Source organism: Sphingomonas sp. CFBP 13728 (assembly GCF_014841895.1).
GTDB lineage: Bacteria > Pseudomonadota > Alphaproteobacteria > Sphingomonadales > Sphingomonadaceae > Sphingomonas.
The window spans coordinates 60,567-84,307 of sequence record NZ_JACYUS010000008.1; the positions used below are offsets into that span (position 1 = coordinate 60,567).

General features: G+C 65.3%; 16 protein-coding genes and 1 pseudogene. 7 read left to right on the plus strand and 10 right to left on the minus strand.

The window, feature by feature from the left end:
* Positions 1-188: 188 nt before the first annotated feature.
* Positions 189-1,391 (minus strand): MFS transporter, encoded by a 1,203-nt coding sequence (locus IFT67_RS19065; protein WP_192239678.1) that lies wholly within the window; start codon positions 1,389-1,391, stop codon positions 189-191.
* Positions 1,392-1,496: 105 nt separating this feature from the next.
* Here IFT67_RS19065 and IFT67_RS19070 point away from each other — a divergent pair, with 105 nt between their 5' ends.
* On the plus strand, positions 1,497-2,108 hold the full coding sequence (locus tag IFT67_RS19070) for a TetR/AcrR family transcriptional regulator (protein WP_192239679.1): 612 nt from the start codon (positions 1,497-1,499) through the stop codon (positions 2,106-2,108).
* 186 nt (positions 2,109-2,294) lie between these two features.
* On the opposite strand, the gene IFT67_RS19075 is transcribed toward IFT67_RS19070, so the two are convergent.
* Both IFT67_RS19075 and IFT67_RS19080 read right to left on the minus strand, forming a co-directional pair.
* Positions 2,295-2,831, minus strand: coding sequence for a J domain-containing protein (locus IFT67_RS19075; RefSeq protein ID WP_192239680.1), 537 nt, complete (start codon positions 2,829-2,831; stop codon positions 2,295-2,297).
* Between the two features lie 259 nt (positions 2,832-3,090).
* Positions 3,091-4,632 carry an alkaline phosphatase D family protein gene (locus IFT67_RS19080; RefSeq protein WP_192239681.1) on the minus strand — a complete coding sequence of 514 codons (1,542 nt, stop codon included), beginning with the start codon at positions 4,630-4,632 and terminating at the stop codon, positions 3,091-3,093.
* Positions 4,633-4,780: 148 nt separating this feature from the next.
* Between IFT67_RS19080 and IFT67_RS19085 the strand changes: the two genes are divergently transcribed.
* On the plus strand, positions 4,781-7,069 hold the full coding sequence (locus tag IFT67_RS19085; RefSeq protein WP_192239682.1) for a TonB-dependent receptor domain-containing protein: 2,289 nt from the start codon (positions 4,781-4,783) through the stop codon (positions 7,067-7,069).
* A gap of 210 nt (positions 7,070-7,279) precedes the next feature.
* On the opposite strand, the gene IFT67_RS19090 is transcribed toward IFT67_RS19085, so the two are convergent.
* The 4 genes from IFT67_RS19090 to IFT67_RS19105 are packed head-to-tail and all read right to left on the minus strand — an operon-like array spanning position 7,280 to position 11,604.
* On the minus strand, positions 7,280-9,502 hold the full coding sequence (locus IFT67_RS19090) for a molybdopterin cofactor-binding domain-containing protein (protein WP_342450654.1): 2,223 nt from the start codon (positions 9,500-9,502) through the stop codon (positions 7,280-7,282).
* Positions 9,499-9,990 (minus strand): (2Fe-2S)-binding protein, encoded by a 492-nt coding sequence (locus IFT67_RS19095; RefSeq protein ID WP_192239684.1) that lies wholly within the window; start codon positions 9,988-9,990, stop codon positions 9,499-9,501. The genes IFT67_RS19090 and IFT67_RS19095 overlap by 4 nt, the downstream gene beginning before the upstream one ends.
* Positions 9,987-11,276, minus strand: coding sequence for a cytochrome c (locus IFT67_RS19100; RefSeq protein WP_192239685.1), 1,290 nt, complete (start codon positions 11,274-11,276; stop codon positions 9,987-9,989). The genes IFT67_RS19095 and IFT67_RS19100 overlap by 4 nt, the downstream gene beginning before the upstream one ends.
* Positions 11,277-11,295: 19 nt before the next feature.
* Positions 11,296-11,604, minus strand: a complete 309-nt coding sequence (locus tag IFT67_RS19105) for a hypothetical protein (protein ID WP_192239686.1) — start codon at positions 11,602-11,604, stop codon at positions 11,296-11,298.
* A gap of 91 nt (positions 11,605-11,695) precedes the next feature.
* On the opposite strand from IFT67_RS19105, the gene IFT67_RS19110 reads away from it, so the two are divergent.
* Entirely contained in the window at positions 11,696-12,358 is a 663-nt protein-coding gene (locus IFT67_RS19110; RefSeq protein WP_192239687.1) for a Fe2+-dependent dioxygenase, read from the plus strand.
* Between the two features lie 37 nt (positions 12,359-12,395).
* On the opposite strand, the pseudogene IFT67_RS19115 reads toward IFT67_RS19110, so the two are convergent.
* A pseudogene (locus IFT67_RS19115) lies at positions 12,396-13,059 on the minus strand (IS5 family transposase).
* An 81-nt stretch (positions 13,060-13,140) separates the two neighbouring features.
* On the opposite strand from IFT67_RS19115, the gene IFT67_RS19120 reads away from it, so the two are divergent.
* The 3 genes from IFT67_RS19120 (at position 13,141) to IFT67_RS19130 (ending at position 16,507) form a co-directional block, all read left to right on the plus strand.
* Entirely contained in the window at positions 13,141-13,812 is a 672-nt protein-coding gene (locus IFT67_RS19120) for a DUF6445 family protein (protein WP_192239688.1), read from the plus strand.
* A 102-nt stretch (positions 13,813-13,914) separates the two neighbouring features.
* Positions 13,915-15,675 (plus strand): pectate lyase-like domain-containing protein, encoded by a 1,761-nt coding sequence (locus tag IFT67_RS19125; RefSeq protein WP_244647561.1) that lies wholly within the window; start codon positions 13,915-13,917, stop codon positions 15,673-15,675.
* Positions 15,676-15,691: 16 nt separating this feature from the next.
* Complete coding sequence (locus IFT67_RS19130; RefSeq protein ID WP_192239689.1) at positions 15,692-16,507, plus strand: glycoside hydrolase family 16 protein; 816 nt, start codon at positions 15,692-15,694, stop codon at positions 16,505-16,507.
* Here IFT67_RS19130 and IFT67_RS19135 read toward each other — a convergent pair.
* Together IFT67_RS19135 and IFT67_RS19140 are read right to left on the minus strand one after the other, a co-directional pair.
* Positions 16,504-17,736, minus strand: coding sequence for an MFS transporter (locus IFT67_RS19135; RefSeq protein WP_192239690.1), 1,233 nt, complete (start codon positions 17,734-17,736; stop codon positions 16,504-16,506). The genes IFT67_RS19130 and IFT67_RS19135 overlap by 4 nt on opposite strands.
* A 343-nt stretch (positions 17,737-18,079) precedes the next feature.
* Positions 18,080-20,338 carry a beta-glucosidase family protein gene (locus tag IFT67_RS19140; RefSeq protein ID WP_192239691.1) on the minus strand — a complete coding sequence of 753 codons (2,259 nt, stop codon included), beginning with the start codon at positions 20,336-20,338 and terminating at the stop codon, positions 18,080-18,082.
* A gap of 202 nt (positions 20,339-20,540) precedes the next feature.
* On the opposite strand from IFT67_RS19140, the gene IFT67_RS19145 reads away from it, so the two are divergent.
* A complete protein-coding gene (locus IFT67_RS19145) occupies positions 20,541-23,588 on the plus strand; it encodes a TonB-dependent receptor (RefSeq protein WP_192239692.1) in 3,048 nt (1,015 codons plus the stop codon).
* The last annotated feature ends 153 nt before the right edge of the window (positions 23,589-23,741 follow it).

Here is a 23,741-nt window from a genome sequence, read left to right on the forward strand (position 1 = left end):
ATTCCATACTACCACATTCGCGATATGCTATCAGCTACCCAACTTCGGCCATTCATTCATCTTCTGGGGCGGGGTATCCTCGAAGGCGGCGCCTTTGCCCGATGGCACGGGTCAGCGCGACACTCGCTCACGCCGATCTCACGCCTGACGCCATAACCCGACGTCACCCAACACCGCGCATCCTTCGATTACGCATGCAAGCGTGGACCGGGTTTGAAACCATTCCTACGTGCGCTGAAAGCGATGAAGAGGGCGGTCCCCGAAAGCCCGAGCACCACCCAGGAGAAGCTGCCTGCGCCTGATGTATCGAGCAAGATGCCGCCGACAATGCCGCCCGTGGCAATTGCGCTATTCCAGACGGTCGTGATCATGGCATTAGCGAGATCGACTCCGTCGCCTGCCGCATCGGCAGACGCCGTCTGCAATTGCGTCGCTGCACCGCCGAAGGATAATCCCCAAACAACGATGCCCCCGATCACCACTGCAGTGATCGTACCGAACAGGATGAAGGCCAGCGCGACTCCGACGAACGTGACCAAGCTGATCAATACCAGCCGGCGCAGCATCCGGTCCACCAGAAGCCCCGTTACCCAGATGCCTACAAGCGCTGTAACGCCAAATGTGAGCAGCAGCAGATCGACGCGACCTTGGAGGCCCGACAGCACGGCGAACGGCGCGACATAGGTGTAGAGGATATTGTGGGCGGTCATCCAGGCGAAGATCGTTGCGAGGATCGGGCGGATGCCGGGGGTTCTGAAGACGGTTCCGATAGACAACCGTCGGTGCGCCGACTGGCCCGCGAAGTCGGGCACCGCCCACAACACCCAGCCGATCAGCAGGACAGTCGTTCCCGACATCGCGAAGAACGCAGCCCGCCAGCCCACGGTCGCCCCTAGAAAGGCGCCCGCTGGTACGCCGAGCGAGAGCGCGATCGGTGTACCGACCATCGCGATCGCGAGCGCCTTGCCCTTGAGCGGGCCAATGACCATTCGGCGCGCATAGCCGGCCAGGATACCCCATGCGAGGCCGGCCGCCACACCGGCCAGGAAACGAACGACCAGGGTCAGCCAGTAATTACCGGAGATGGCAGTGATAGTATTGAAAATCAGGAAGCCGATGATCGCCGCGAGCAGCGTCGGCTTGCGGCGCATTCGTTGGGTCCACGCCGTCAATGGGATCGCAGCGACCAGCGAACCTGCGGCGTAGGCGGTGACGGTCTGCCCGGCTAGCGCTTCGGAAACGCCGAGGCCCTCCGACATGCGGGGCAGCAAGCCGGCCGGTAGCGTTTCTGTCAAAATCGCGGTGAAACCAGTCATCGCGAGCGCCAGAAGCGCAGCGAATGGCAGCGTATCGCGCTCGCCTTCCACGCGTACCGGTACTGGATGCGCCATAGGATACCTCACTTGTGGACTGTATAGTCCACAAGTGTGAGATGCGCTTCCGGTTGTCAATGACTTTTGGATCGACTATTTCAGAAGTCAGCATAGGAGCTTGCTATGGCCCGTACCGGACGTCCCCGTGGCTTCGACCGCGACACTGCGGTTACGCAGGCCATGCACCTGTTCTGGGAGTATGGCTTCGAAGGCGTGTCGCTGGAGCAGCTTCGTCAATCGATGGGCGGCATCTCGTCGGCGAGCTTCTACGCGGCGTTTGGGTCCAAGGAGGCACTCTATCGCACCGCGCTTGAAAAATATGGCGCGACGCATGGCAAGGTGATGCTGGTCTTGCATGATGAGGGTCTTTTGCCGCGGGAGCGCATAGAGCAAGCGTTGCGCCGGTCGGCAGAGATGCAGACCGATCCTGCTCACCCGACTGGCTGCATGGTCACGCTCTCAAGCACTATCTGCTCTGTCGACGGAGGATCCGTTCAAGCGCTGACTCTTGCGGAGCGGGCAGCGAACCGTGAGGCGATCCGAGCCTGTGTCGACGCTGCGGTCAAGGATGGCACACTGCGGCACGACATCAATCCGGCCGGACTGACCACGCTGTTCGACGGGGTTTTAGTCGGCTTGTCTATTCAGGCTCGAGATGGCGTCTCTCACGCAGACCTCGATGCGGGGGTCACGCATGCATTGGCTGCTTGGGATGCAAATGCTGGCCGGCCTTAGAGTAGCGTTTGCGCGTGGCGGTCCCAAATACGATGAATTATCCGCAGAATATCACTACGGAGACCCATAATCAGACGTCCCCGCCCCCTTCCCAGCTTCCCAACTTCGGCCGCTCGTTCATCTCCGCGTTACGACCGCTTTTGGTGCCTGACTCTGCGAACTCGAATGTCCCAACTGGGCGACAGTTTAAGAAGCAGGCTGTCCAAGTCCGAATTTTGTGCCCGATGAGCTGCGGACGGCTTTTCCGGGGGGCTTAGGCACGGGATTAGCGGCAACGCTACGTCGAACCGTAGGTGCCAATCCGGATTCCTCATTCCACAAAACCAGGATTGTAGCGATCGGTGCGGCGGTGAGGATCAGCAGGAAAAGGCCCATCAGCCATTCGTTGGTCTCTAGCGGCGGCGAGAAGCTACCGCTGGGCTGCATCGACGGGCTAGGTCGCATCGGGCGCCTGCCGGCTTTTCTGGGGTAAAACGGGCGGTCCGCGGTCGCTCGGTGGGCAGACGGCCTGATCTGCGACCGATCATAGGCGGCGCGTGCTTCCTTCTTTCCCAAAACGGAATACGCCTCGTTGATCTCTTTCGCACGAGCAGAGACATCCACACCATGGTTGGCATCGGGGTGATATTGACGGAGCAGCGCTTTCCACGCGGCGTGAATAGTGTCACGACTTGCCGTCGAGGGAATACCTAGAACAGAATAATAGTCGGGTGAGAGAGCCATTTAGCCGTTACTTGCGGCTAAAACGCGAAAAAGGAAAGTCCGCCTGGTGCGTGATCTTAACCGGGCCTTCTCGGTGATGCAAAAGGCGGCTTTAGGCGCCATCAGTCAGATGGCTACCATTCCCATCCGCAACTCCGTGCTTTTGACGACATCACGCCGCCCCGCCCCCGGCGCTGACCCGGGAACGGACCATCACCGCGTCATTGCCGTTTCTCCCAACCGGACGCTTGTTCATCTTGCTACCGTCACGCGGCAGAAACTAACCCCTTTCCATCCTTCGCGAGCCTGATTGCGTCGTGAACTTGCCCAATGATCGTATTGCGCTGCCAGCGTCCACTCGGTCGACAATCATCCGCATATCGACGCTTAGCTTCTGGCGGTCGAAATCTAGCTTCGCCCAGCCTGCCTGCTCGACGTCATAAAAACGAACATGCGGATTGTTGCGGTCGATGTCGCCAAACCGGCCGACTGGCGGCGACGCGGCCGCTAGGGCCGACGTGACAATCTCGGTTCCGATTGCCGAACCGCTCGGACCATCGAGATCATTCACCCAGAAGGAGTGCACGTCGCCGCTCAACACAATCGGATTACGGACGGCCGGGCGCGTCATCGCGTGCAGCACCCGGTTGCGGTTCGCCGCATAGCCATCCCATTGATCGCTAAACGTAGACCGATGCGCGCCGTCGAGCCAAAGCGGCGCGAAAAACACCTGTTGCGCGACGATCGTCCAGGGACGCATCTCGCCCGCCAGACGGTTGGATAGCCAGCGTTCCTGCGCGTCGCCCATGATCGTGCGAGCCGGCGCTGCGGCTTCTGCACAATCCTTTAGCCGTACGTTGCGCGCAACGTTTGGCGCAGCACAGGGGGGCGAGCTACGATATTGGCGCGTATCCAGCACCGACAGTGACGCGAGGTCCGCCCAATCGACAGCACGATACAGTCGAGCCTCACGCCGTCCGCGCCACAAACTCGGGCGGATCGGCATATGCTCGAAATATGCCTGGTACGCCGCGGCGCGCCGCGCAGCGAACAGGGCTGGCGGCAGGCCCTCGCGATTGGCGAGCCCGGCATAATCATTCAACACCTCGTGATCGTCCCACGTCACCACCCATGGGCACGCGCGATGGGCCGCCTGCAGGTCCGGATCCGTCTTGTAGAGCGCATGGCGTCGTCGATAGCCCTCAAGGTCGCGCGGCTCGAGCGCGCCGAAATCGCGGACGCGAGGTACGTCGGGATAGCTTTGTTCGTAAATGTAATCGCCGAGTTGCAGGACCAGGTCGGGCTCGGCAGCGACGATATCGCGGTAGACACCGAACCGCGCCTGCTCCCAATGCTGGCATGACGTCACGGCGAGCCGCAACCGGTCTGCGACCCGCGGTACCGTAACCGCGCGACCGACCGGGCTCGTCGCGCCAAGCGCATGGAAACGGTACCAGTAGGGGCGTCCGGCGGGCAGCCCGATGACCTCGACATGCACCGCATGCGCGCGCTCGGGGTGCGCCAAGCCCCTCCCCGTCCGCACGATCCCGCGGAACGCGGCATCCGTTGCAATCTCGTACCGCACCACGATGGCCGCCGCCTGCAACGGCTCCAACTGCGCGCCGACGAGCCGCGTCCACAGCACGAAGCCATCGGCACCGGGGTCCCCACTGGCGACACCGAGCGCGAACGGATCGGCGTGAGCCCGCGCGTCGGCATCGACCGGGATCGTCGGCAGCACTGCAAGCGATGCCATCGCGCCGATCAGCGCTCGACGATGCCAAAGGATATCCGGACCAGCCATGACCATAGCGCTATCCATGCCCCGTGACCGGATCGTGACAATCGGCCAGTACGTCATAAATCCGTAGCGCCCTCGTAATGAAAGCGTCCTGAAACCGATCTAGTCGGACGGCAACGATCACCGCTCGAGCGGTGACGCTCCACAGTCTCATCAGGCGGGAACCCCAGTGATTTCGAAGACGCTTTTGCTTGCCTCGGCGAGTGCGATGCTGGCGGTCGCCAGCCCCGCCCTCGCCCAAACGTCGCCCGACGCTGCTCCCGCGCAGGACGCGCCCGACACGAACGGCGAGATCGTCGTCTACGGCACCGGAAAAGTTCGTCAGGAACAGACCGTCTCACGCAAGGCGATCGAAATCCTCCCACCGGGCAGTTCGCCGCTCAAGGCCGTCGCCCGCCTGCCCGGCGTCGCGCTTCAGAGTTCCGATCCGTTCGGCAGCTACGAGCTCGGCACGCGCCTGTCGGTGCGTGGCTTCAACCAGAGCCAGATGGGCTACACGCTTGACGGCGTCCCCCTCGGCGACATGTTCTACAACGGGCATAATGGCCTCCACGTCAGCCGTGCGATCGCTGCCGAGAATATCGCGCGCGTTGACGTGTCGCAGGGCGCCGGCTCACTAGGCATCGCCTCGACCAGCAACCTTGGCGGCAACCTGGAATTCGTCTCGCGCGCGCCGTCACAGGTAGCCGGTGGTGAGGTCGCACTGACCTACGGTATGTACGATACCGTTCATCTGTACGGTCGCCTCGACAGTGGTGAATTGTCGACGGGCACGCTGCTGTCGGTCTCGGGCGTGGTCCACGACGCCAGCAAGTGGAAGGGCTACGGCAACCAGTCGGATACCAAGGTGAACGGCAAGATCGTCCAGAAGCTTGGCGATGCGACCCTGACGGGCTGGCTCAACTACTCGCTCCACAAGGAGCGTAACTATGCCGATCTGTCGCCGGCGACGCTCGGCCGGATCGGCTATGGCCTCGACTTCCTGCGGCCGGACTATGCGACCGCTATTCAGCTGTCTCAGGTAAGTGCGAACCAGACCGCGCGCGCCGCCAATCGGGCGCTGCCCTTCCCGACCGCTGGCGTTGTGTTCCCGACGCCGTACACCAACGTCAACGATACCTATTACGACAGCGGCGGCGTACGTCGCGATTGGCTCGGCGCCATGACGCTCGACATGCCGATCGCAGACTGGCTCGATACGACTGCAACCTACTACCACCATTACGACAAGGGCAGTGGCGGCATCTATACCCCAGCCGTGTTCTCTCCCGATGGCTTCGCGTTGTCGGTGCGCACCACCGAATACGGCATCAAGCGCGACGGTGGGATCGCCAACGCGACCGCGCGGCTGGGCGATCACACGCTGCAGGTCGGCTATTGGCACGAGGACAATCGCGCCAGCACAGACCGCAACTACTATGCCGCCAGCCTGACGAACCGGCCCGACGTGACCGACTTCCTGGCGAATCCGTTCCGCAGCGACTTCCTGACCGACCTCACCACCGTCACCAACCAGTATTTCGTCAGCGACAGCTGGAAAATCCTCGACGCGCTGACGATCGCCGGCGGCTTCAAGGGTACGCGTGTTTCCAACGGCATCACGACGACGTTCGGCACGCCGTTCATCAACGGCAAGATCGCGGCAAAGGACTGGTTCCAGCCTCAGGTCGGCGCGACCTACAAGCTCGGACGTCAGGAGTTCTTCGCCAATTATGCCGAGAACATGCGCGCCTATATCAGCTCGTTCCGTGGCCCCTTTGGCACGACGCAGGTCGGCTTCGAGGCGATCCGCGATACGCTGAAGCCCGAAACCTCACGTACGATCGAGGCGGGCTGGCGGTTCGATCTCGGCGGCTTGCGCGGCGTGATCGCGGGCTACGACGTCAAGTTCAAGAACCGGCTGCTCGCGGCGTTCAGCGGCGCAAACATCCTCGGCAACCCGAGCATCCTTCAAAACGTCGGCAGCGTGACCAGCCGCGGCGTCGAGATCGGCGCGACCTATCAGGTCGCCCGCCCGCTCGCTCTCATCGCTTCATATTCGTACAACGACAGCACCTATGACGACGACACCGTCAATGGCACCGCATTCGTGCCCACCAAGGGCGTCCGCACCGTCGACACCCCCGCGCACCTCGCCAAGGGCGAGATCAATTACGATGATGGCATGTTTTTCGGCAATGTCGCAGGCGCCTACACGTCGCGGCGCAACGTCACCTATACCGGCGACGTGACGGTCAAGGGCTACACGCTGTTCGACGCCGCTGTAGGCTATCGCTTTCCGGCGAGCAGCGCGCTGGCCGGCGTCGAGATTCAGGTCAACGCGGTGAACCTGACCGACGAGAAATACATTGCAGCGCTCGGTTCAGGCCAGTTCTTCAATACCGCGGGCTCGCTCAACAACACCATACAGGCAGGATCGCCGCGGCAGGTGTTCGGCACGATCCGCCGGCGCTTTTGATGAAAACGGCATCGACCGCGGCTCGGTCGATGCCGTTACCGTAGAATGCCGTCTCTTCCTACCGAGGGTCGTATGATCATTCGCCTCTCTCGTCGCAACAACTGCCGTGACCCACATTCAGACACTCAAGCTTGCTTCTCTCAGCCCCAACTTCCGCCGCTCATTCATGCTGCCCTACGTATCTGATACTTGGCGCGCAGAGACCAAAGGTTACGCCTGAGACAACAACCGGCTGATCAAAGGCATACTTCTCAGCCGTTCCCCTGTAGCTGAAGCCAGAGCGTTCGCCAGCGCAGCCGCGGTCGGCCCCTGGGCACATTCACCGGTACCGAGGAACGGCGTGCCCGGCCGGTCCACGACCTCGACCGTCACGCTGAGCGGGGCATCGGCAAACCGGAGTATTGGATAAGTGCTCCAGTCGTAGTCGGTCCGGCGCGCACCGTCGTGCCCGGCCGCTTCGAACGCGGTCCAGCTCAGCGATTGGACGATGCCACCCTCCACCTGATTGCGAATGCCGTCCGGGTTGACGGTCTCGCCACTGTCCACGGCAGCGACCGCGCGGTGGACGATCAGCCGCCCTTCGTCGGGGATACGCTCGACGTCGAGCGCGATGGCGCAATAGGCCCCGTGGTTCTTGTAGCGGGCAAAGGCAAAGCCTCGCCCGCGATTGGGGGCGGATCGGTATCGCGCCCAGCCGAACCGTGCTGCGGCCTGCCGGATCACGGCGGTCGCACGTGGATCGTCCAAGTGCGCCAGCCGGAACGCGACTGGATCACGGCCCGCTGCCGCCGCCAGCTCGTCCATGAAGCTTTCGAGCGCGAAGATGTTCAGGTGTGCGCCCAGTCCGCGCAGCGCCGAGACGCGTACCGGCATGTCGGGCAGGAAATGGCTGACGATGGTCTGGTTGGGGAAGCGGTAGAGCGGAATGGCGTTGCGGTCGCCGCCGCCATTGGGCTGCGGGATCGGTTTCGGCGGGGTCGGCTTGAACGGCGGTACGACTTCGGTACCGGCGAGAAGATCACCGGCTGCGACCGGCCGCGTGCTGTGCGTATTGCTCCATACCTGATGTCGCCAGTCGACGATCCGTCCCGATGCATCGAGCGTCGCGTCGACCTGCGCGACCATCGCCGGGCCGAGCGGTTCCCAGCCATGTTCCTGCTCGCGGCTCCATTGCAGCCGCACGGGCACGCCCGGCATCGCGCGGGCGATCAGCGCAGCGTCGCCAGCCACATCGTCCGCACCGTTATGCCCGTAGCACCCGGCCCCCTCGCGGTGGACGCACCGGACGCGGTCGGCGGGTATCGCGATCAGTTCGGCGATCGCCCGCCGTAACGGCTCGACACCCTGGCTGTGCGTCCACACCGTCAGCCGGTCCTCCGCGAACAGCGCGACCGCACAGGACGGGCCGATCGCGCCATGCATCAGATAGGGCCGGTCATAGCGTGCAGACAGTCGCTGGACGCCGCGCGCGCCGGGATCGTCGCGTCGGTTCTCGATCACCTGGCTTTCCCGCCGCATGGTCAGCAACCCGGCAGGCATCGGCGGTAGCGCCGGCGCCGCGGCGTCACGCACCCAGCGGCCGCGATTGGCAACGCGAAGTACCTGTTCGAGCGGCCATTCGCGCGGCCCGACGATCGCCGCGAAACGCCCGAGATGCACGACCCTGGCGACACCCGCTTGCCGGCGCAGCGCAGCAAGATCGGGCGTCTGTTGCGTGCCGGATGACGGTCCGCGCATGACCCGCGCATGCACCATGCCGGGCAGCCGCATGTCGTGCACATAGCTTGGCAAACCGGTCAGCTTGGCGGGCAGGTCGACGCGCGGTACCGGCTTCCCGATCAACCGCCGCGCCTCCCGACGCTTGCGCGGCACGTCTACTCTCGCACGCACCGCCAGCGAGGTCGATGCAGCCAGCGCCGCATAGGTCGCGCGCCGTCCCTGCCCGTCGAGCACCGCACCGTCGCGTGTGAACAACGTGGTCGCCGCCACGCCCCACCGCGCCGCGGCTGCCTCGGCAAGCAACAGCCGGACGTTGGCGGCGGCATTGGCGATCGCGGTGCCGCTCTGTTCGAGCGTCTGGCTCCCTGCGGTCACGCCCTCGTTCGGTGTCAGGCCCGTGTCCGCGGTGATGAGGTCGATCCGTTCGATCGTGACGTCGAGTTCGTCGGCGGCAAGCTGCGCCATCGCGGTCTTCACGCCGGTGCCGAGTTCGACCTTGCCCGTGAACACCGTCACCCGGCCGTCCGGTGCGATCCGGATCCACGCGTCGAGATCGGGAAACTTGGCCAATGTCCCCGGCAGACCGGGAGCGACCGTCGGCGGTCCGCCACTACCCTCGCCACCGCCGGTCTGCGCCAGCGCGGCAGCCGGTGCGAGCGAGAACGCGACCAGCAAGCCGCCCAGCACGTCGCGGCGTGACGCCTCGCTGCTCACGTCACGGGTTCCGCGGCATCGACCACGCCGCCGCCGCGCATCACCGCTGCCCTCCGTACTGCGCGCAGGATCCGCATGTGCGTCCCACACCGACATAGCGAGGGTGCCATCGCGGTCCGCAGTTCGTCCTCGGTCGGCGTCACCGTCTTGCGTAGCAGCCCCTCCGCACGCGCCATCATGCCGGGGATGCAATAGCCGCACTGCGCCGCCTGCTCGTGGAGGAAGGCGCGCTGAACGTCACCCGGTTTGGCGGCCGTGCCCAGTCCCTCGACCGTCGTGACTTTTCGCGTGCCGATCGCACTGATGGGGAGGACGCAGGAGAACACCGGTTTGTCGTCGACCAGCACGGTGCACGCGCCGCACTGCCCCAACCCGCACCCGAACTTCGCGGCATGCAGTCCCAGATCGTCGCGCAGCACGTAGAGAAGCGGTGTCGCGGGATCCACGTCGACACGTGCCGTTGCGCCGTTGACGGTCAGGTCGATCATTCGCCCTCCTTGCGTGCCTTGGCGACGTCTTTCTCGAGGTTCTTCCACGCCGGTCCGGTACTGTGGCGCATCTGCAGATATGCGACGATTTCCGCCACGTGTCGGTCGTCGAGAGCATCGGCGAACGCCGGCATATAGGGCCCGCGTGGCGAGACGGGCGGATGGAGACCCTTCAGGATGATCTGGATCGTGTCACGCGGGTTGTCCTCGTGCAGCGGTGTGCCGAGTGGCAAGGCTGGACGTCCCGCAACCATCATCGCCGCGCCCGGCTCGTGGCATACTGCGCAGGCCCCCTCGTAGAGCCGCGCACCGTCGGGATGACGCTGCGACGCCAGCGCCTGGCGATCGGGCAGCGGTGGCTCGAACCGTGCAGCAGGCGCAGCGCGCATTTGCCATGCATAATACGTCGCCAGCGCATGAACGTCGGTCGGTGCTGCACGGGCCAGGTTATAGGTTACCGACCCCATCGGGCCGGCCGCGGCAGCGTGCGCGGTGCTCAGCCCGGTGCGAAAATAGGCATCGAGCCGCTCTACCGTCCAGGCCTGTACCGCAGGCGAATGCGCATTGATCGGGGGCGCATACCAACCACCAGACCAACCGCCGTCATAAGCCTGCGCGCCGCGCTTCTCCTGCTGAAAAAGCCCGCGCGGACTGTGACAGGCGGTGCAGTGCGCCAGCGTCTCGCCGATGTAGCGTCCCCGGTTCCAGGCGGCAGACTGGCTGGCGTCGGGCGTGATCCGCTGTGGTCGGAAGAACAACAGCTTCCATCCGGCAAGCATGGGTCGAAACCCGAGCGGCGGGATCATCGTGTTGGCCGGCGGCACCGAACGCACGGCCGGTCGGGTCATCAGGAACGCGTAGAGCGCCCCCAAATCGCTCTCCGTCACGTTCGCATAATGGGTGTAGGGGAAGGCGGGATATAGATGGCTGCCGTCACGCCCGACGCCTTCATGCATCGCGCGTCGAAACGCGGCCGGAGACCACGCACCGATTCCCGTCGCCGGGTCGGGCGTGATGTTGCTGCCGTAGATCGTTCCGAACGGCGTCTTGACCGGATACCCGCCTGCATACGGACGCCCACCTGCAGACTGGTGGCAACTGACGCAATTTCCTAGCCGGGCCAGATTAGCGCCGCGCGCAACGAGCGCCGGATCGAATAGACGAGGATCGGAGCGCGTCACGGCTGCGATTGCCGGTCGGTATGCGATGATCGCGAAGATCAGGACGCAAACGCACAACGCTGCCGCCGCCCATATGAGCTTGCGCGTGATGCCGGACCGGCTCATCTTCGCTTATGTCCAGCTATCAGCGTTCGCCCTCGCCTTCGCCGCTCTCGTTTTCACCGCCCTCATATTCGCCTTCGCCGCGCTGACCGGCATGCTGTTGCGCGGCACGAACGCGACGGGGATTGCGGACGACGTGGCGCGACCTGGTCGAGCGCGCGACGTGGCGACCCTTGCCTTCGCCCTCACCCTCGCCGCGCTCGTTCTCGCCGCCTTCGCCGACCTGGTCGACCGACGGCGCCAGTGGTTTGGCTGCCGCTTCGGTCAGGATCGCCTGGCCGGATTGCGCGACCACGACGGCGCCGACGCCCATCCACAATTTCGTACGCATACTAATTCCTTACTCGCCAACGCATTGGCCCGCGTGGGCTGGGACTGATAGGGACCCGCCCCGACGTTATGCCGATGCCAAGAGAACCCTGATGTTGATCATGATTGCCAACGTTCTGGACGCCGACAATCTCCAGTCGTTGCGAGATAATCTCGGCAAGACGCGTTATGTCGACGGGCGCCGGACCGCCGGTCGCGAGGCCCGCCCAGTCAAGCGCAACGAACAGGTCGACCGGGCCGACCCGCTGTTGGCGGACATGCAGGACTTGGTGGTTGACCGGTTGCTCGCGAACCCCTTGTTCCGGATGGCCACGCGACCGCACGTGGTTCGCCCGCCGCTGTTCAGCCGCTACGAGCCCGGCATGGCGTATGGCAACCATGTCGACGACGCGATCATGGGCGGCATGCGGACCGACGTGTCGGTCACGATCTTCCTGTCAGAACCCGACACGTACGAAGGCGGCGAACTGGTGATTGAGTCCGCAGCGGGCGAACAGGACGTGAAACTCGCGGCAGGAGATGCGGTAGTCTATCCAACGACGGCGCTGCACCGCGTCGCGCCGGTCGTATCTGGCGAGCGCCTCGCCGCCGTAACCTGGGTACGCAGCCTGATCCGCGATCGCGATGCTCGCGAACTCCTGTTCGATCTGGAAACGGCGCGGCACGCGTTGTTTGATCGCCTCGGCAAAACGCCCGAACTGGATCTCCTGGCAAAAACGCAGTCCAACCTGCTCCGGCGATGGGCCGAAGATTAAGACTGACCTTTGAACCACTAGGGTCAGGACTCGTTGATCAAAGCCAGAAGATGACGGTGGCAGCGAGGGCGATGGGACAAGAAGACGGTCGGACACCTATCGTAGCGGGTCGCGACGCGGCGCCAGTCCTTCAGCCATCCGAACATGATCTCGATACGGCTACGGCGCCGGTAGCGGCGCTTGTCGTATTTGATGGGCTCGAGCCGAGACCTCCGACCTGGGATGCATGGGTGGATGCCCTTGGCCTGCAAGGCATCCCTGAACTAGTCGGCGTCGTAGCCGCGGTCGCCGAGTAGCCATTGCGCCTTGGGCAGATCGTCGAGCAATGCGGCCGGACCGGTGTAGTCGCTGACCTGTCCGGCGGTCATGAAGAAGCTGAGCGGACGGCCGTTTGCGTCGGTCACGGCGTGGAGCTTCGTGTTCATGCCGCCCCTTCGACAAGCTCAGGACAGGCTTTGGGTCGGCATCCGCGGCAGCCAAGGCCTCCATCATGCGCAGGAACACACCCATCTCACCCCATCGTTTCCAGCGATTGTAGAGCGTCCCTTCGGCAGGCTCAGGACAGGCTTGTGCGGGCCGCTGGGCGCAACACGCCAGCGCAGCCCGTTGCGGTTCACGAAAACGATGCCGCTCAACACCCGCCGGTCGTCAACTCGCGGCTTGCCATGGCTCTTTGGAAAATATGGCCGCAGGCGCGCCATCTGCTCCTCCGTTAGGTTGGCGACGGATCAACGACGCCCTTGCGTTGTGCTGCGTCAAACACCGATAACGGACGGTGAGCCATGACCATGCGTAGTATCACCAGAGGGCGTATCGGTGGCGAAGCCGAACCACTCATCATCATTGATGGCTTTGCCAGCGATCCCAACGGGTTGCGCGCGGCGGCAGCGGAGGCCGGGTTCGTTTCCGCGGGGCAGCATTATCCCGGCATCCGCGCCGCCCTTCCCGATACGTATCTGCGCGATCAGCTTCCCGTGGTCGCACGCGCGCTGGGGCGGGAGTTCGGACCGTGCCGCCGCATCCGCGTCGTCGATGCGCAGTTCTCGATAGTGACGATTACGCCCGAAGCGCTCGATATTCGGCAGCGCCTGCCGCATGTCGACGCGTACGGGCGCGACCGGATCGCGCTGATCCATTACCTCTCGCCGACGATCCGTGACGGCACGGCGTTTTTCCGACATCGCAAGACCGGGTTCGAGACGATCGACGAGACGCGCGCCCCCACATTTTTCGAGCACCTCGGCCACGAAGTCGAAGCGACGCCGCCCGAAGGGTATATCGCCGGCGATACGGCGCTGTTCGAACGCACGGCGCTGGTCGATGCGGCCTATAATCGCGCTTTGCTGTATCGAAGCTACGTCCTGCACAGCGGCGCGATCGCCAGCGGTGCGCCACTGTCCGCCGATCCAGCGGCAGGGCGGCTGACGGTCACCGCGTTCCTCGCGATCGAATGAGCTCGGTTGAGCGAGGGGTTCGCTTGGCCTAACCTGGCCGCGCTACCGGACCGCGCCGCGCCACGCGGCGACGGTTCCGGAGCGGATATTGGGGAGGCAGCCTTGAACCACACGCGCCGCGCGTTTCTCGAAGGCCTCGGCGGAACCGGGCTCGTCGCAGTGTTCCCGACGGCCGCAGCGGAGGCAGCCGCACCCGAACTCGACGCGATCCCGGATTTCGGCCCCAACGTCTTGATCGTCGATCCGAGTATGCCCGCCGCCGCCGTGCAGGCGCGCGTGGACGCCATCTTCCGCGGACAGGAGCGCGCGCATTTCACCGATACGCGCCACGCGATCCTGTTCAGGCCGGGACGCTACGCGGTCGATGTGAACGTCGGGTTCTTTACGCAGGTCGCAGGGCTCGGTCGCTTGCCCGGCGACGTCGTGATCGACGGCCACGTCCACGCCGAGGCCGACTGGGCAAAGGGCATGGCGCTCGTTAATTTCTGGCGTGGCGTCGAGAATCTGTCGGTCCGCCCCGCCGACGGCGCGGATCGCTGGGCGGTATCGCAGGCCGCACCCTATCGCCGCGTTCACCTGCGCGGCGATCTTGCACTCGACGACGGCGGCTGGTCGAGCGGTGGGTTCATGGCGGACTGTCGGATCGACGGAACCGTGCGATCGGGTACGCAACAGCAATGGTTCACCCGCAACAGCCATATCGGTGCGTGGGCCGGATCGAACTGGAACATGATGTTCGCGGGCGTCGATGGCGCCCCGCCGACGAGCTTCCCCGAGCCGCCCTATACCAGCCTGCCGACGGTGCCCGTAGTCCGCGAGAAGCCCTTCCTCCACGTCACTCCCACCGGGCGATGGGCAGTCTTCGTTCCTGCGCTGCGCCGCGATACGCGTGGGACGAGCTGGGCCACGGGCGCCTCCGCCGGCACGTCGATCGCGTTGTCCCGGTTCCTGATCGCCCACCCCGACACGCCGATCTCCGCGATCAACGAAGCGCTGGCCGCCGGGAGGCACCTCCTGCTGACCCCCGGCATCTACCGCCTCGACGCGCCGTTACGGATCGAGCATGCCGACACGGTCGTGCTCGGCCTGGGGCTGGCGACGCTGCTCGCCGAGGACGACGCCGCCGCAATCGTCGTTGCGGACGTTCCGGGTGTCGCGATCGCGGGTTTGCTGATCGACGCCGGGCCGGTCGAAACGCCGATACTCGTCCAGGTCGGTCCCCGAGGCGCAAGCCGCGATCACAGCCGCAACCCTACGCTCCTCGCGGACCTGTTCTTCCGTGTCGGCGGCGCGACCGTGGGCAAGGCCGCGACCTGCCTGGAGATCAACAGCCACCACGTGATCGGAGATCATCTCTGGATCTGGCGCGCCGACCACGGCGACCGCGAAGGCGGCCGCGTGCATGTCGGCTGGACCGAGAGTACCGCCGACCAGGGCCTGATCGTCAATGGCGACGACGTCATCATCCACGGCCTGTTCGTCGAGCATTTCCAGAAATACCAGGTGACGTGGAACGGCGAACGCGGCCGAACCTTTTTCTATCAGTGCGAACTGCCCTACGATCCACCGAGCCAGGCTGCGTACAGGGCGGGTTCGACGCGTGGCTGGGCCGCCTACAAGGTCGCGGATACCGTCGAGGTGCATGAAGCGACCGGAATGGGCATCTACGCCAACTTCACCGCCGACCCCTCGATCGTGCTCGAAAGCGCGGTCGAAGCACCTCGTCGGGCGGGCGTCCGCTTTGCCAGTATCACGACGATCTCGCTTGGCACCGGCCAGGGTACGATCGCGCATCTGGTCAACGATACGGGCGCCGCCGCACGACCGGGCGCCGTCCGCCAGACGCTGGTCCGATATCCATGAACACGAGGACCACCGCATGATCCTGCTGATACTCGCCGCGCAAGCCGCTACGCTCGGTGCGACCAACTATGGCGCCACCGCGCCGATGCCCGCCCCCAAGGGCAAGCCGAGCTTTGCCGACGAATTCGACGGCAATGCGATCGACCAGAGCAAATGGCGCTTCGACACGTCGCGCAACGCCGAGGGCTGGTACAATCATGAACGCCAATATTATGCCAAGGACCGCGCCCAGAACGCACGGATCGAGGACGGCGCACTGGTAATCGAGGCGCGGCGCGAGGCGCTGGACAAGTCGAAGTTCGCTGATTGGGGCGGCCAGGCGTATACCTCCGCCAAGCTCGTCTCGCGCCAACCACGCGGCCACGGTTTCTACGAAGTCCGCGCGAAGCTGCCCTGCGGACGCGGCGGCTGGCCGGCGATCTGGTTGCTCCCGTCCGGCGGCACATGGCCGGACGAGGGCGAGATCGACATCATGGAGATGGTCGGCTGGGACGCCGGCACGATCCACGCGACGCTGCACAGCGGCGCCTTCAACCACGTCAAGGGTACGCAGCGCGGCGCCCAGACGCACGTCGCCACCGCGTGTACCGCGTACCACCGCTATCAACTCGACTGGCGCGCGGATGCGATCACGATTGGCGTCGATGGCCGCGCGGTCATGCGCGTCGTCAACGATCAGCCCGGCGGCAAGGCGGCATGGCCGTTCACGCGTCCGTACGAACTGATCCTCAACCTCGCGGTCGGCGGCGACTGGGGTGGCCAGAAGGGGATCGACGACACCGCCTTCCCGCAGCGCATGGCGGTCGATTACGTCCGTTACTGGCGCCGCTAGCGTCGACCGCGCGCGGCGAGGATGATCCCGCCGCCGCATAGCGTCAGCGCCGCGAGCACCAGCATCACCGCATCGAAATCGGTCGGCGTCGCGAGCGCCCAGGTCAGCGTCGGCCCGAGCAGCCCCGGCAGCGTGTTGGTCAGGTTGAGCAGTCCCAGGTCACGTCCGCGGTGCAGTGGGTTTGGCAGCAACTGCATGGCGAACGACGCGTGCAGCGCGAGGAATACCGACGCGCCCGCGGTATAGACGCAGAACGCGACCGCGCCGCTCGTAAAGTCGTTGGCGAACGCCATGCCACACAGCCCGGACGCGGCAACGATGGTGGCGGCGAACAGGAACGGCTTGGTCCGCCCGGAACGATCCGCCAGCCGTCCGATCAGCACCGCGATCGGCAGCGGCACGGTGTACGCGACGATCATCACCATCCCCATCCGCGCCGCGATTCTGCCCGGCGCCACCGACGAGGCGATGCTTTCGAGATAGTAGAAGAGATAGACGAACAGCGCACTGCCGGCGACTTGCACGAACAGCCGTGCGCTCCACGCGAGCGCCAGATCCCGGCGCAGCACCGCCTCGATCGGCGATGTCGTACCGATCCGCGCGATCGGTTGCGCCGGTGTCAGCAACAGCGGAACGATACAGCACGCGACCACGACGGGCACGACCGCAAGCCGCAGCGTTTCGTTCAGCGACGTGGTCGCCACCAGCAGCGCCGCCAAGGCCGACGCCACCGGACTCGCCATCGCCAGCAGGCCGCCGGCCACGCCTTTCTGTGCATCGGGCACTTCGTCGGCCATGATCGCGAGCAGCGGCGCGAGCACCGCGTTCACCGCCACCTGGAACGCGACGACCGCGAGGATCAGCGCGATCGGCGTACTCGCGACGGCCATCGCGGCGTAGGCGATCGCGGTCGCCACGAAGCCCCCGGCCAGCCAGCCCCGGCGCCCCCTGCCCCGCGCGACCGATCGATCGCTCAGCCACCCGAACGCGATGTTCGACACGCTCGCCGCCAGCGCTCCGGCGACGACGATCACGGTCAGAACGTCCAGCCGCCCCGCCCCCCCGATCGCGGTAACGACCGCGTCGACCTTGATCGGCAGCAACAGCGTCAACAGCGGGAGATAGCCGACGACCCCACCGACATAGGCGAGCGCGAAGACAAGCAGGAACAGGGTCGAACGACGATCGGAGCCAGGCGCGGAAACGCGGGAAGCGGGAAGACGCGCCATGACCTATCCCTAAGCTGCGGGAGGCGGGACAGGCAACCGCTCTGGCCGTTCGATCGGCGGATCGGCCGGGCATTCGATCAGTCTCGGTCGCACCCGCGTCTTGTTCTCCCGCGAAGGCGGGAGCCCAGGCTGGGTCCCCGCCTTCGCGGGGAGACATGACTCCGCTTTTCAGGTGGCGTGACGTTATGCCCCGTCCGACTTCTAAATCCTCACCCGCCAGGGGGAGGTGGCAGGCAGAGCCTGACGGAGGGGGCGGTGAGGGAGAACCGCTGTTCCGTGTCCTCCCCCTCCGTCGCTTTCAGCGCCACCTTCCCCTTGCGGGGGAGGAGCGTGGCCGTTGCAGTTACGGCTTCATCGTCGCCGCATCGAGCCTGGTCGTAACAACCAACGCCCGGTCCTGCGCATCGTGCGCGAGCGCCACCCGGTAAGCACCCCCCGCAATCCGCCAGCCGGGCAGCGTCGTGTCGTAATCGGCGACGATGCGCGGTTCGGCGGTCAGCATGACTCGCCGCGTCTCCCCCGGCTTAAGCGTCACACGCGTAAAGCCCGCGAGCCGCATCGGCGTGGCCGAGCCATCACGCGCCACGTACATCTGTGGAACGTCCGCCCCTGCCCGCTTGCCGGTGTTGGTAATCTCGAACGTGACGTTCAGCGATCGCCCGCCCGTCACTACCGGGTTGCGATAGGCGAAACTGGTGTAGCTCAGCCCGTGACCGAACGCGAAGAGCGGACGCCGGCGCTGCTTCTCGTACCAGCGATAGCCGACGTTCGCGCCTTCGACATAGTCGACCGGAAAGCTCTCGAGCTGGAAGGTCGATGCGTTCGCGGGGTTTGCAGCGGCCTGCGCCTCGACCGACGTCAGCCGGTCCAGCCCGACCGGTGCCGCGCGCGGCGCCTGCAATGCCGCGGCGGGGAAGGTGATCGGCAGCCGGCCCGATGGAGAGACCTTGCCCGTCAGAATGTCGGCGATCGCCTCGCCGCCACGCTGGCCCGGATACCAGGCCTGGAGCACCGCCGGGACCGATCCGATCCACGGCATCAGCACCGGACCGCCGGTTTCGAGCACCGCGACCGTTCTCGGCTGGGCCTTGGCGACCGCAGCGATCAGCGCATCCTGGTTATCGGGAAGCGACAAGTCGGGAACGTCCTGCGCCTCGGTCGTCCACTGCGTCGCGAACACGATCGCGATGTCCGCTGCCCGCGCCGCGGCGGCCGCTGCCGCGACGTCCTTCCCGTCGACGAACGTCACGGTCGCACCGGGCAGCACGGCTTGCAACGCCTTCAGCGGCGACGACGCGTGATAGGTGTAGCGCGCGAACGACATCGCCGCGCCGGACGTCAGCGGGATCTCGATCGGTGCGCCACCGACCGAGCGGACCTGGCTCGATCCGCCACCCGATAGCACACCGACGTCCGCCCGCCCACCGATCAGGACGATGCGCTTGGCGGTCCGCGCCACCGGCAACAGGTCGCCGTCATTCTTGAGCAGCACGATGCCCGCCTCCGCCGCGCGCTGCGCGACCTCGGCATGTGCGGCATAGGGCGGCACCTGCGCGGCGGCCGGGACCGGGTTGTCGTACGCGCCGGTCTCGATCAGCCCGGTCAGATAGCGCGCGATCATGTCGTCGAGCCGCGCGACCGGTACCGCGCCAGACTGGACCGCAGCCTTCAGCGGCGCGGCGAAGTACATCGCCTTGTCGAGCTCCTGCCCCGATTGCTGGTCGAGCCCCGCATTCGCCGCCTTCGCGGTAGAATGCACCGCGCCCCAATCGCTCATCACCCAGCCGCGATAGCCCCAGTCGCGCTTCAGCACGTCGGTCATCAGGTGCCGGTTCTCGCACGCCCAGTCGCCGTTGATCTTGTTATAGGCGCACATCACTGAGCCCGGCCGCCCCTTTTCGATCGCGATCTGGAAGGCAAGCAGGTCGCTCATCCGCAAGCTCGCCTCGTCGATCCGCGCGTCGACCACCATCCGCCCGGTCTCCTGGGCGTTGAGCGCGAGGTGCTTCACGGTCGATACGATGTGGTTCGACTGCACCCCGGCGATATGCGCGCCAGCCATCTCCCCCGCCAGCAACGGGTCTTCGCCCAGATACTCGAAATTGCGACCGTTCCACGGGTCACGCGTCAAATTTACCCCGCCCGCCAGCAGCACGTTGAACCGCTTGGCGCGCGCCTCCGCGCCGATCATCGTGCCGCCCGCGCGCGCGATCGCGACGTCGAAACTCGCCGCGGTCGCGAGGCTGGACGGCAGCGCGGTGGCGACGTCGCCCTTGCGCTGTTCGACCTGGTTCGCAACGCCGAGCGACGCATCGCTCTCCCGCACCAGCGGGATGCCAAGCCGCGGAATACCGTCGATATGCCCGGCCGACGGGATCAGTTCATTGGCGGTCTTGCCGGCGGCCATCGGCGGGAACAGCCCGTGTGCCAGCGCGATCTTCTCGTCGAGCGTCATCCGCGCGACGAGAGCCTGGGCGCGCGCGCGCGCATCGGCACTGGCGGCGATCGTGGTGCCGGGCTTGCCCGCATCCCGAGCATCGACCGCCCCGGCGAGTGCGAGCAGCGATGCTCCCAACAGCATCCCGTAAAACCTGTTCGACATCCTTGCGTCCTTTCCTGATGCGGCGACCGCTCTCGAAGGCGGTCGTCCGGCGGCGTGTTGCGCCATAGCCACTATCAACAGCATATTTTGAGAACGTTCACAACGGTAGCGCTACCGTGCTTGACACCGTTCCATGCAAGGGGAAAGTGAACGTTCACGGGACAGGCGCAGGTCATAGCGTCGTCTACAGGGGAGGATTACCATGCGTAGCTTCGCAGCTCGCTCGCTTTCGCGTTTCATAATCGGCACGTCGGCGCTGGCTTTGGTCGGCACGCCCGGTATCGCCATGGCGCAGGACGCGGCCGCAACCGTCGGCAATCCAGGGCCGTCGGACATCGCGCCACAGGCCGCCCCGACCGACCCCAACGCGACCACCGACGATATTGTCGTCACCGGCATCCGCGCATCGTTGCGTGAAGCGATCGACATCAAGCGCAACGGCCAGGGCGTGGTCGACGCGATCTCGTCCGAGGACATCGGCAAGTTCCCCGACACCAACCTCGCGGAGTCGCTCCAGCGCATCACCGGCGTGTCGATCGACCGCTCGAACGGCGAAGGCTCGACCGTCACCGTCCGTGGCTTCGGCCCCGAATACAACCTCGTCACGTTGAACGGCCGCCAGATGCCGACCTCGACGCTCGGCGACGGCGCCAGCGCGCCCGCCTCGCGCTCGTTCGACTTCGCCAACCTCGCCTCCGAAGGCGTCGCCGCGGTCGAGGTCTACAAGACCGGTCGCGCCGCCATACCGTCGGGCGGCATCGGTTCGAGCATCAACATCCGCACCCCGCGCCCGCTCGACAAGCCGGGCACGCGCGGCAGCATCGCCGCCAAGGGCGTGCTCGACAGCTCGCGCAACGGCAAGGACCAGATCACCCCCGAAGTGTCGGGCATCCTGTCCACCACCTTCGCCGACGACCGCATCGGCGTGCTGTTCAGCGGCGCGTACCAGCGTCGCAAGGCGAGCAACAACTCGGCGAGCGTCGGCTTCCGCGACGGGTTCCTCGGTGCGGAGAACAACTGGGGCACGCTCGCGCAGCCCGGCACGCCCGGTGCCGCGAACATCACCAATCGCCCCGGTCCGACGGACGTCTACGAGATCCCGCAGAGCGCCGCGTACGACGTCATCGACATCGATCGCGAGCGCATCAACGGCCAGCTCGTGTTGCAGGCCAAGCCGACCGACACGCTGACCGCGACGCTCGATTTCACCTATTCGAGCAACAAGGTCGAGGTGCGCGACAGCAGCGTCGGAATCTGGTTCAACTTCGGCGACACGCGCAGCGCGTGGACCGATGGCCCCGCGGCCGGCCCACTCTTCTATTCGGAGAATTTCGCGCCCGGCAAGGATCTTTCGTACAGCAGCTCGCTGACCGCGAACAAATCCGAGAACAAGTCGATCGGCGGCAATCTCACGTGGGAGGCGCCGGGCAACGTCACGATGTCGCTCGACGCGCATCACTCGACCGCGACGTCGAAGCCGACCAACGATTACGGCAGCAGCACGTCGATCGGCGGCGCGATCTTCGGCGTCCAGTCGCAGACCGTGAACTTCGAGAGCGACTTGCCGATCATCTCGTACCAGATGTATCCGGGCATCGACCCGCTCAACGCCGCGCTGATCACGCCGACCGGCAACGCGTTCCGAAACGCCTATTTCAAGGACGAGATCAACCAGCTCCAGCTGAAGGGTCATTACGACCACGACGGCGAGTTCCTCGACAGCATCGACTGGGGCTTCTCGTACGTCGACAACAAGGTCCGCTCGGCCTACGGCTTCATCCAGAACGAGACCTGGGGCGGCATCGATCCGCGCGGCGCCTCGTTCGGCGCGACCGCGGTGCCCGACGATTTCTTCAACCTCACCAGCATCCCCGACAAGTTCAAGGGCGTCTCGGGCTCCGGCAATCCGGCGATCCCGCAGTCGATCTATACGTTCAATTTCGAGCAGATGGCCGAATTGCTGCGCTCGCAGTATAATATCTGCAGCGCGCCGCAGACCGGCGTCGCCGCGCCCGGCACCTGCCTTGCCGACTACACCAACGATCGCCGGATTCGCGAGCAGACGATCTCGCCGTTCATCCAGTTCAACGGCAAGTTCGACGTGTTCGGCCGGCCCGCGCACATCATCGGCGGCGTCCGCTACGACGAGACGCAGGTGAACTCGTCGGCGCTGGTGCCGATCCCGAACGGCACGCGCTGGACCGGCGCGAACGAATTCGCCCTCACCTATGGTGCGAACTCGTTCACGTCGCTGAAGGGCAAGTACCACAACTGGCTGCCCGCGGTCGATTTCGACATCGAACCGGTCCGCAACGTCAAGCTGCGCGCCTCGTACAGCCACACCATCACGCGCGCGGATTACGGCAGCCTTCAGGGCGGCCTGAACATCGACTCCAACCCGCGGATCGGCGGCGGCACAGGCAGCCAGGGCAACCCGAACCTCGTGCCATTCAAATCGAAGAACATCGATCTGTCGGCGGAATGGTATTACGGCCCCGAGAGCTACATCTCGGTCGGATACTTCACCAAGGACGTCGAGAACTTCATCGGCACGACGCAGCTCAACACGCCCGCGTTCAACCTGCGCAATCCGGGCTCGGGCCCGCGCTATCGCCAGGCGGTCGCGGCGCTGGGGACGACGGACAATCTGCGCGTCCGCGATTACATCCTGCGCAACTTCCCAGCCTCGTCGCAGGTTACGGGCACCAGCGATGCCGGCCTGTTGAACGGCAACATCTTCGGCCTGCCCGAAGACGATCTGTTCAACTTCCAGCTGAGCCAGCCGTTCAACAGCGACCAGACCGCGAACATCAACGGCTGGGAATTCGCGATCCAGCACCGGTTGTGGGAAACAGGCTTCGGCGTCATCCTGAACTACACGATCGTCAACGGCGACGCGAAATACGACAACACGCTCGATCCCAATGTCGGCCAGTTCGCGCTGACCGGGCTCAGCGACAGCGCCAACGCGGTCGGCTATTACGACAAGAACGGCATCCAGGCGCGCGTTGCGTATAACTGGCGCGGTGAGTTCTATGCCGGCGGCGCGTTCGACCCGACCTATGTCGAGGCGTACGGCCAGGTCGATGCGAGCGCGAGCGTCCAGATGACCAAGGGGCTCGCGGTGTTCGCCGAAGCGATCAACCTCACCGGCCAGGGCCGCCGCGGCCACCGCCGCTCGGACAATTTCGTGACGTTCGCGCAACCTGGGTATGCACGCTACTCGGCAGGCCTCCGCTTCAACTTCTGACGCGGGCGTTTGGGATCCTCCCCGCAAGGGGGAGGTGGCTGGCTCTTGCCAGACGGAGGGGAGGAAAAGGTGACCTCTGTTCCGTGTCCTACCCCGCCGTCGCCTTCGGCGCCCCCTTGGCGGCGAAGGATTGGAGGGTATGGACGCGCCCCA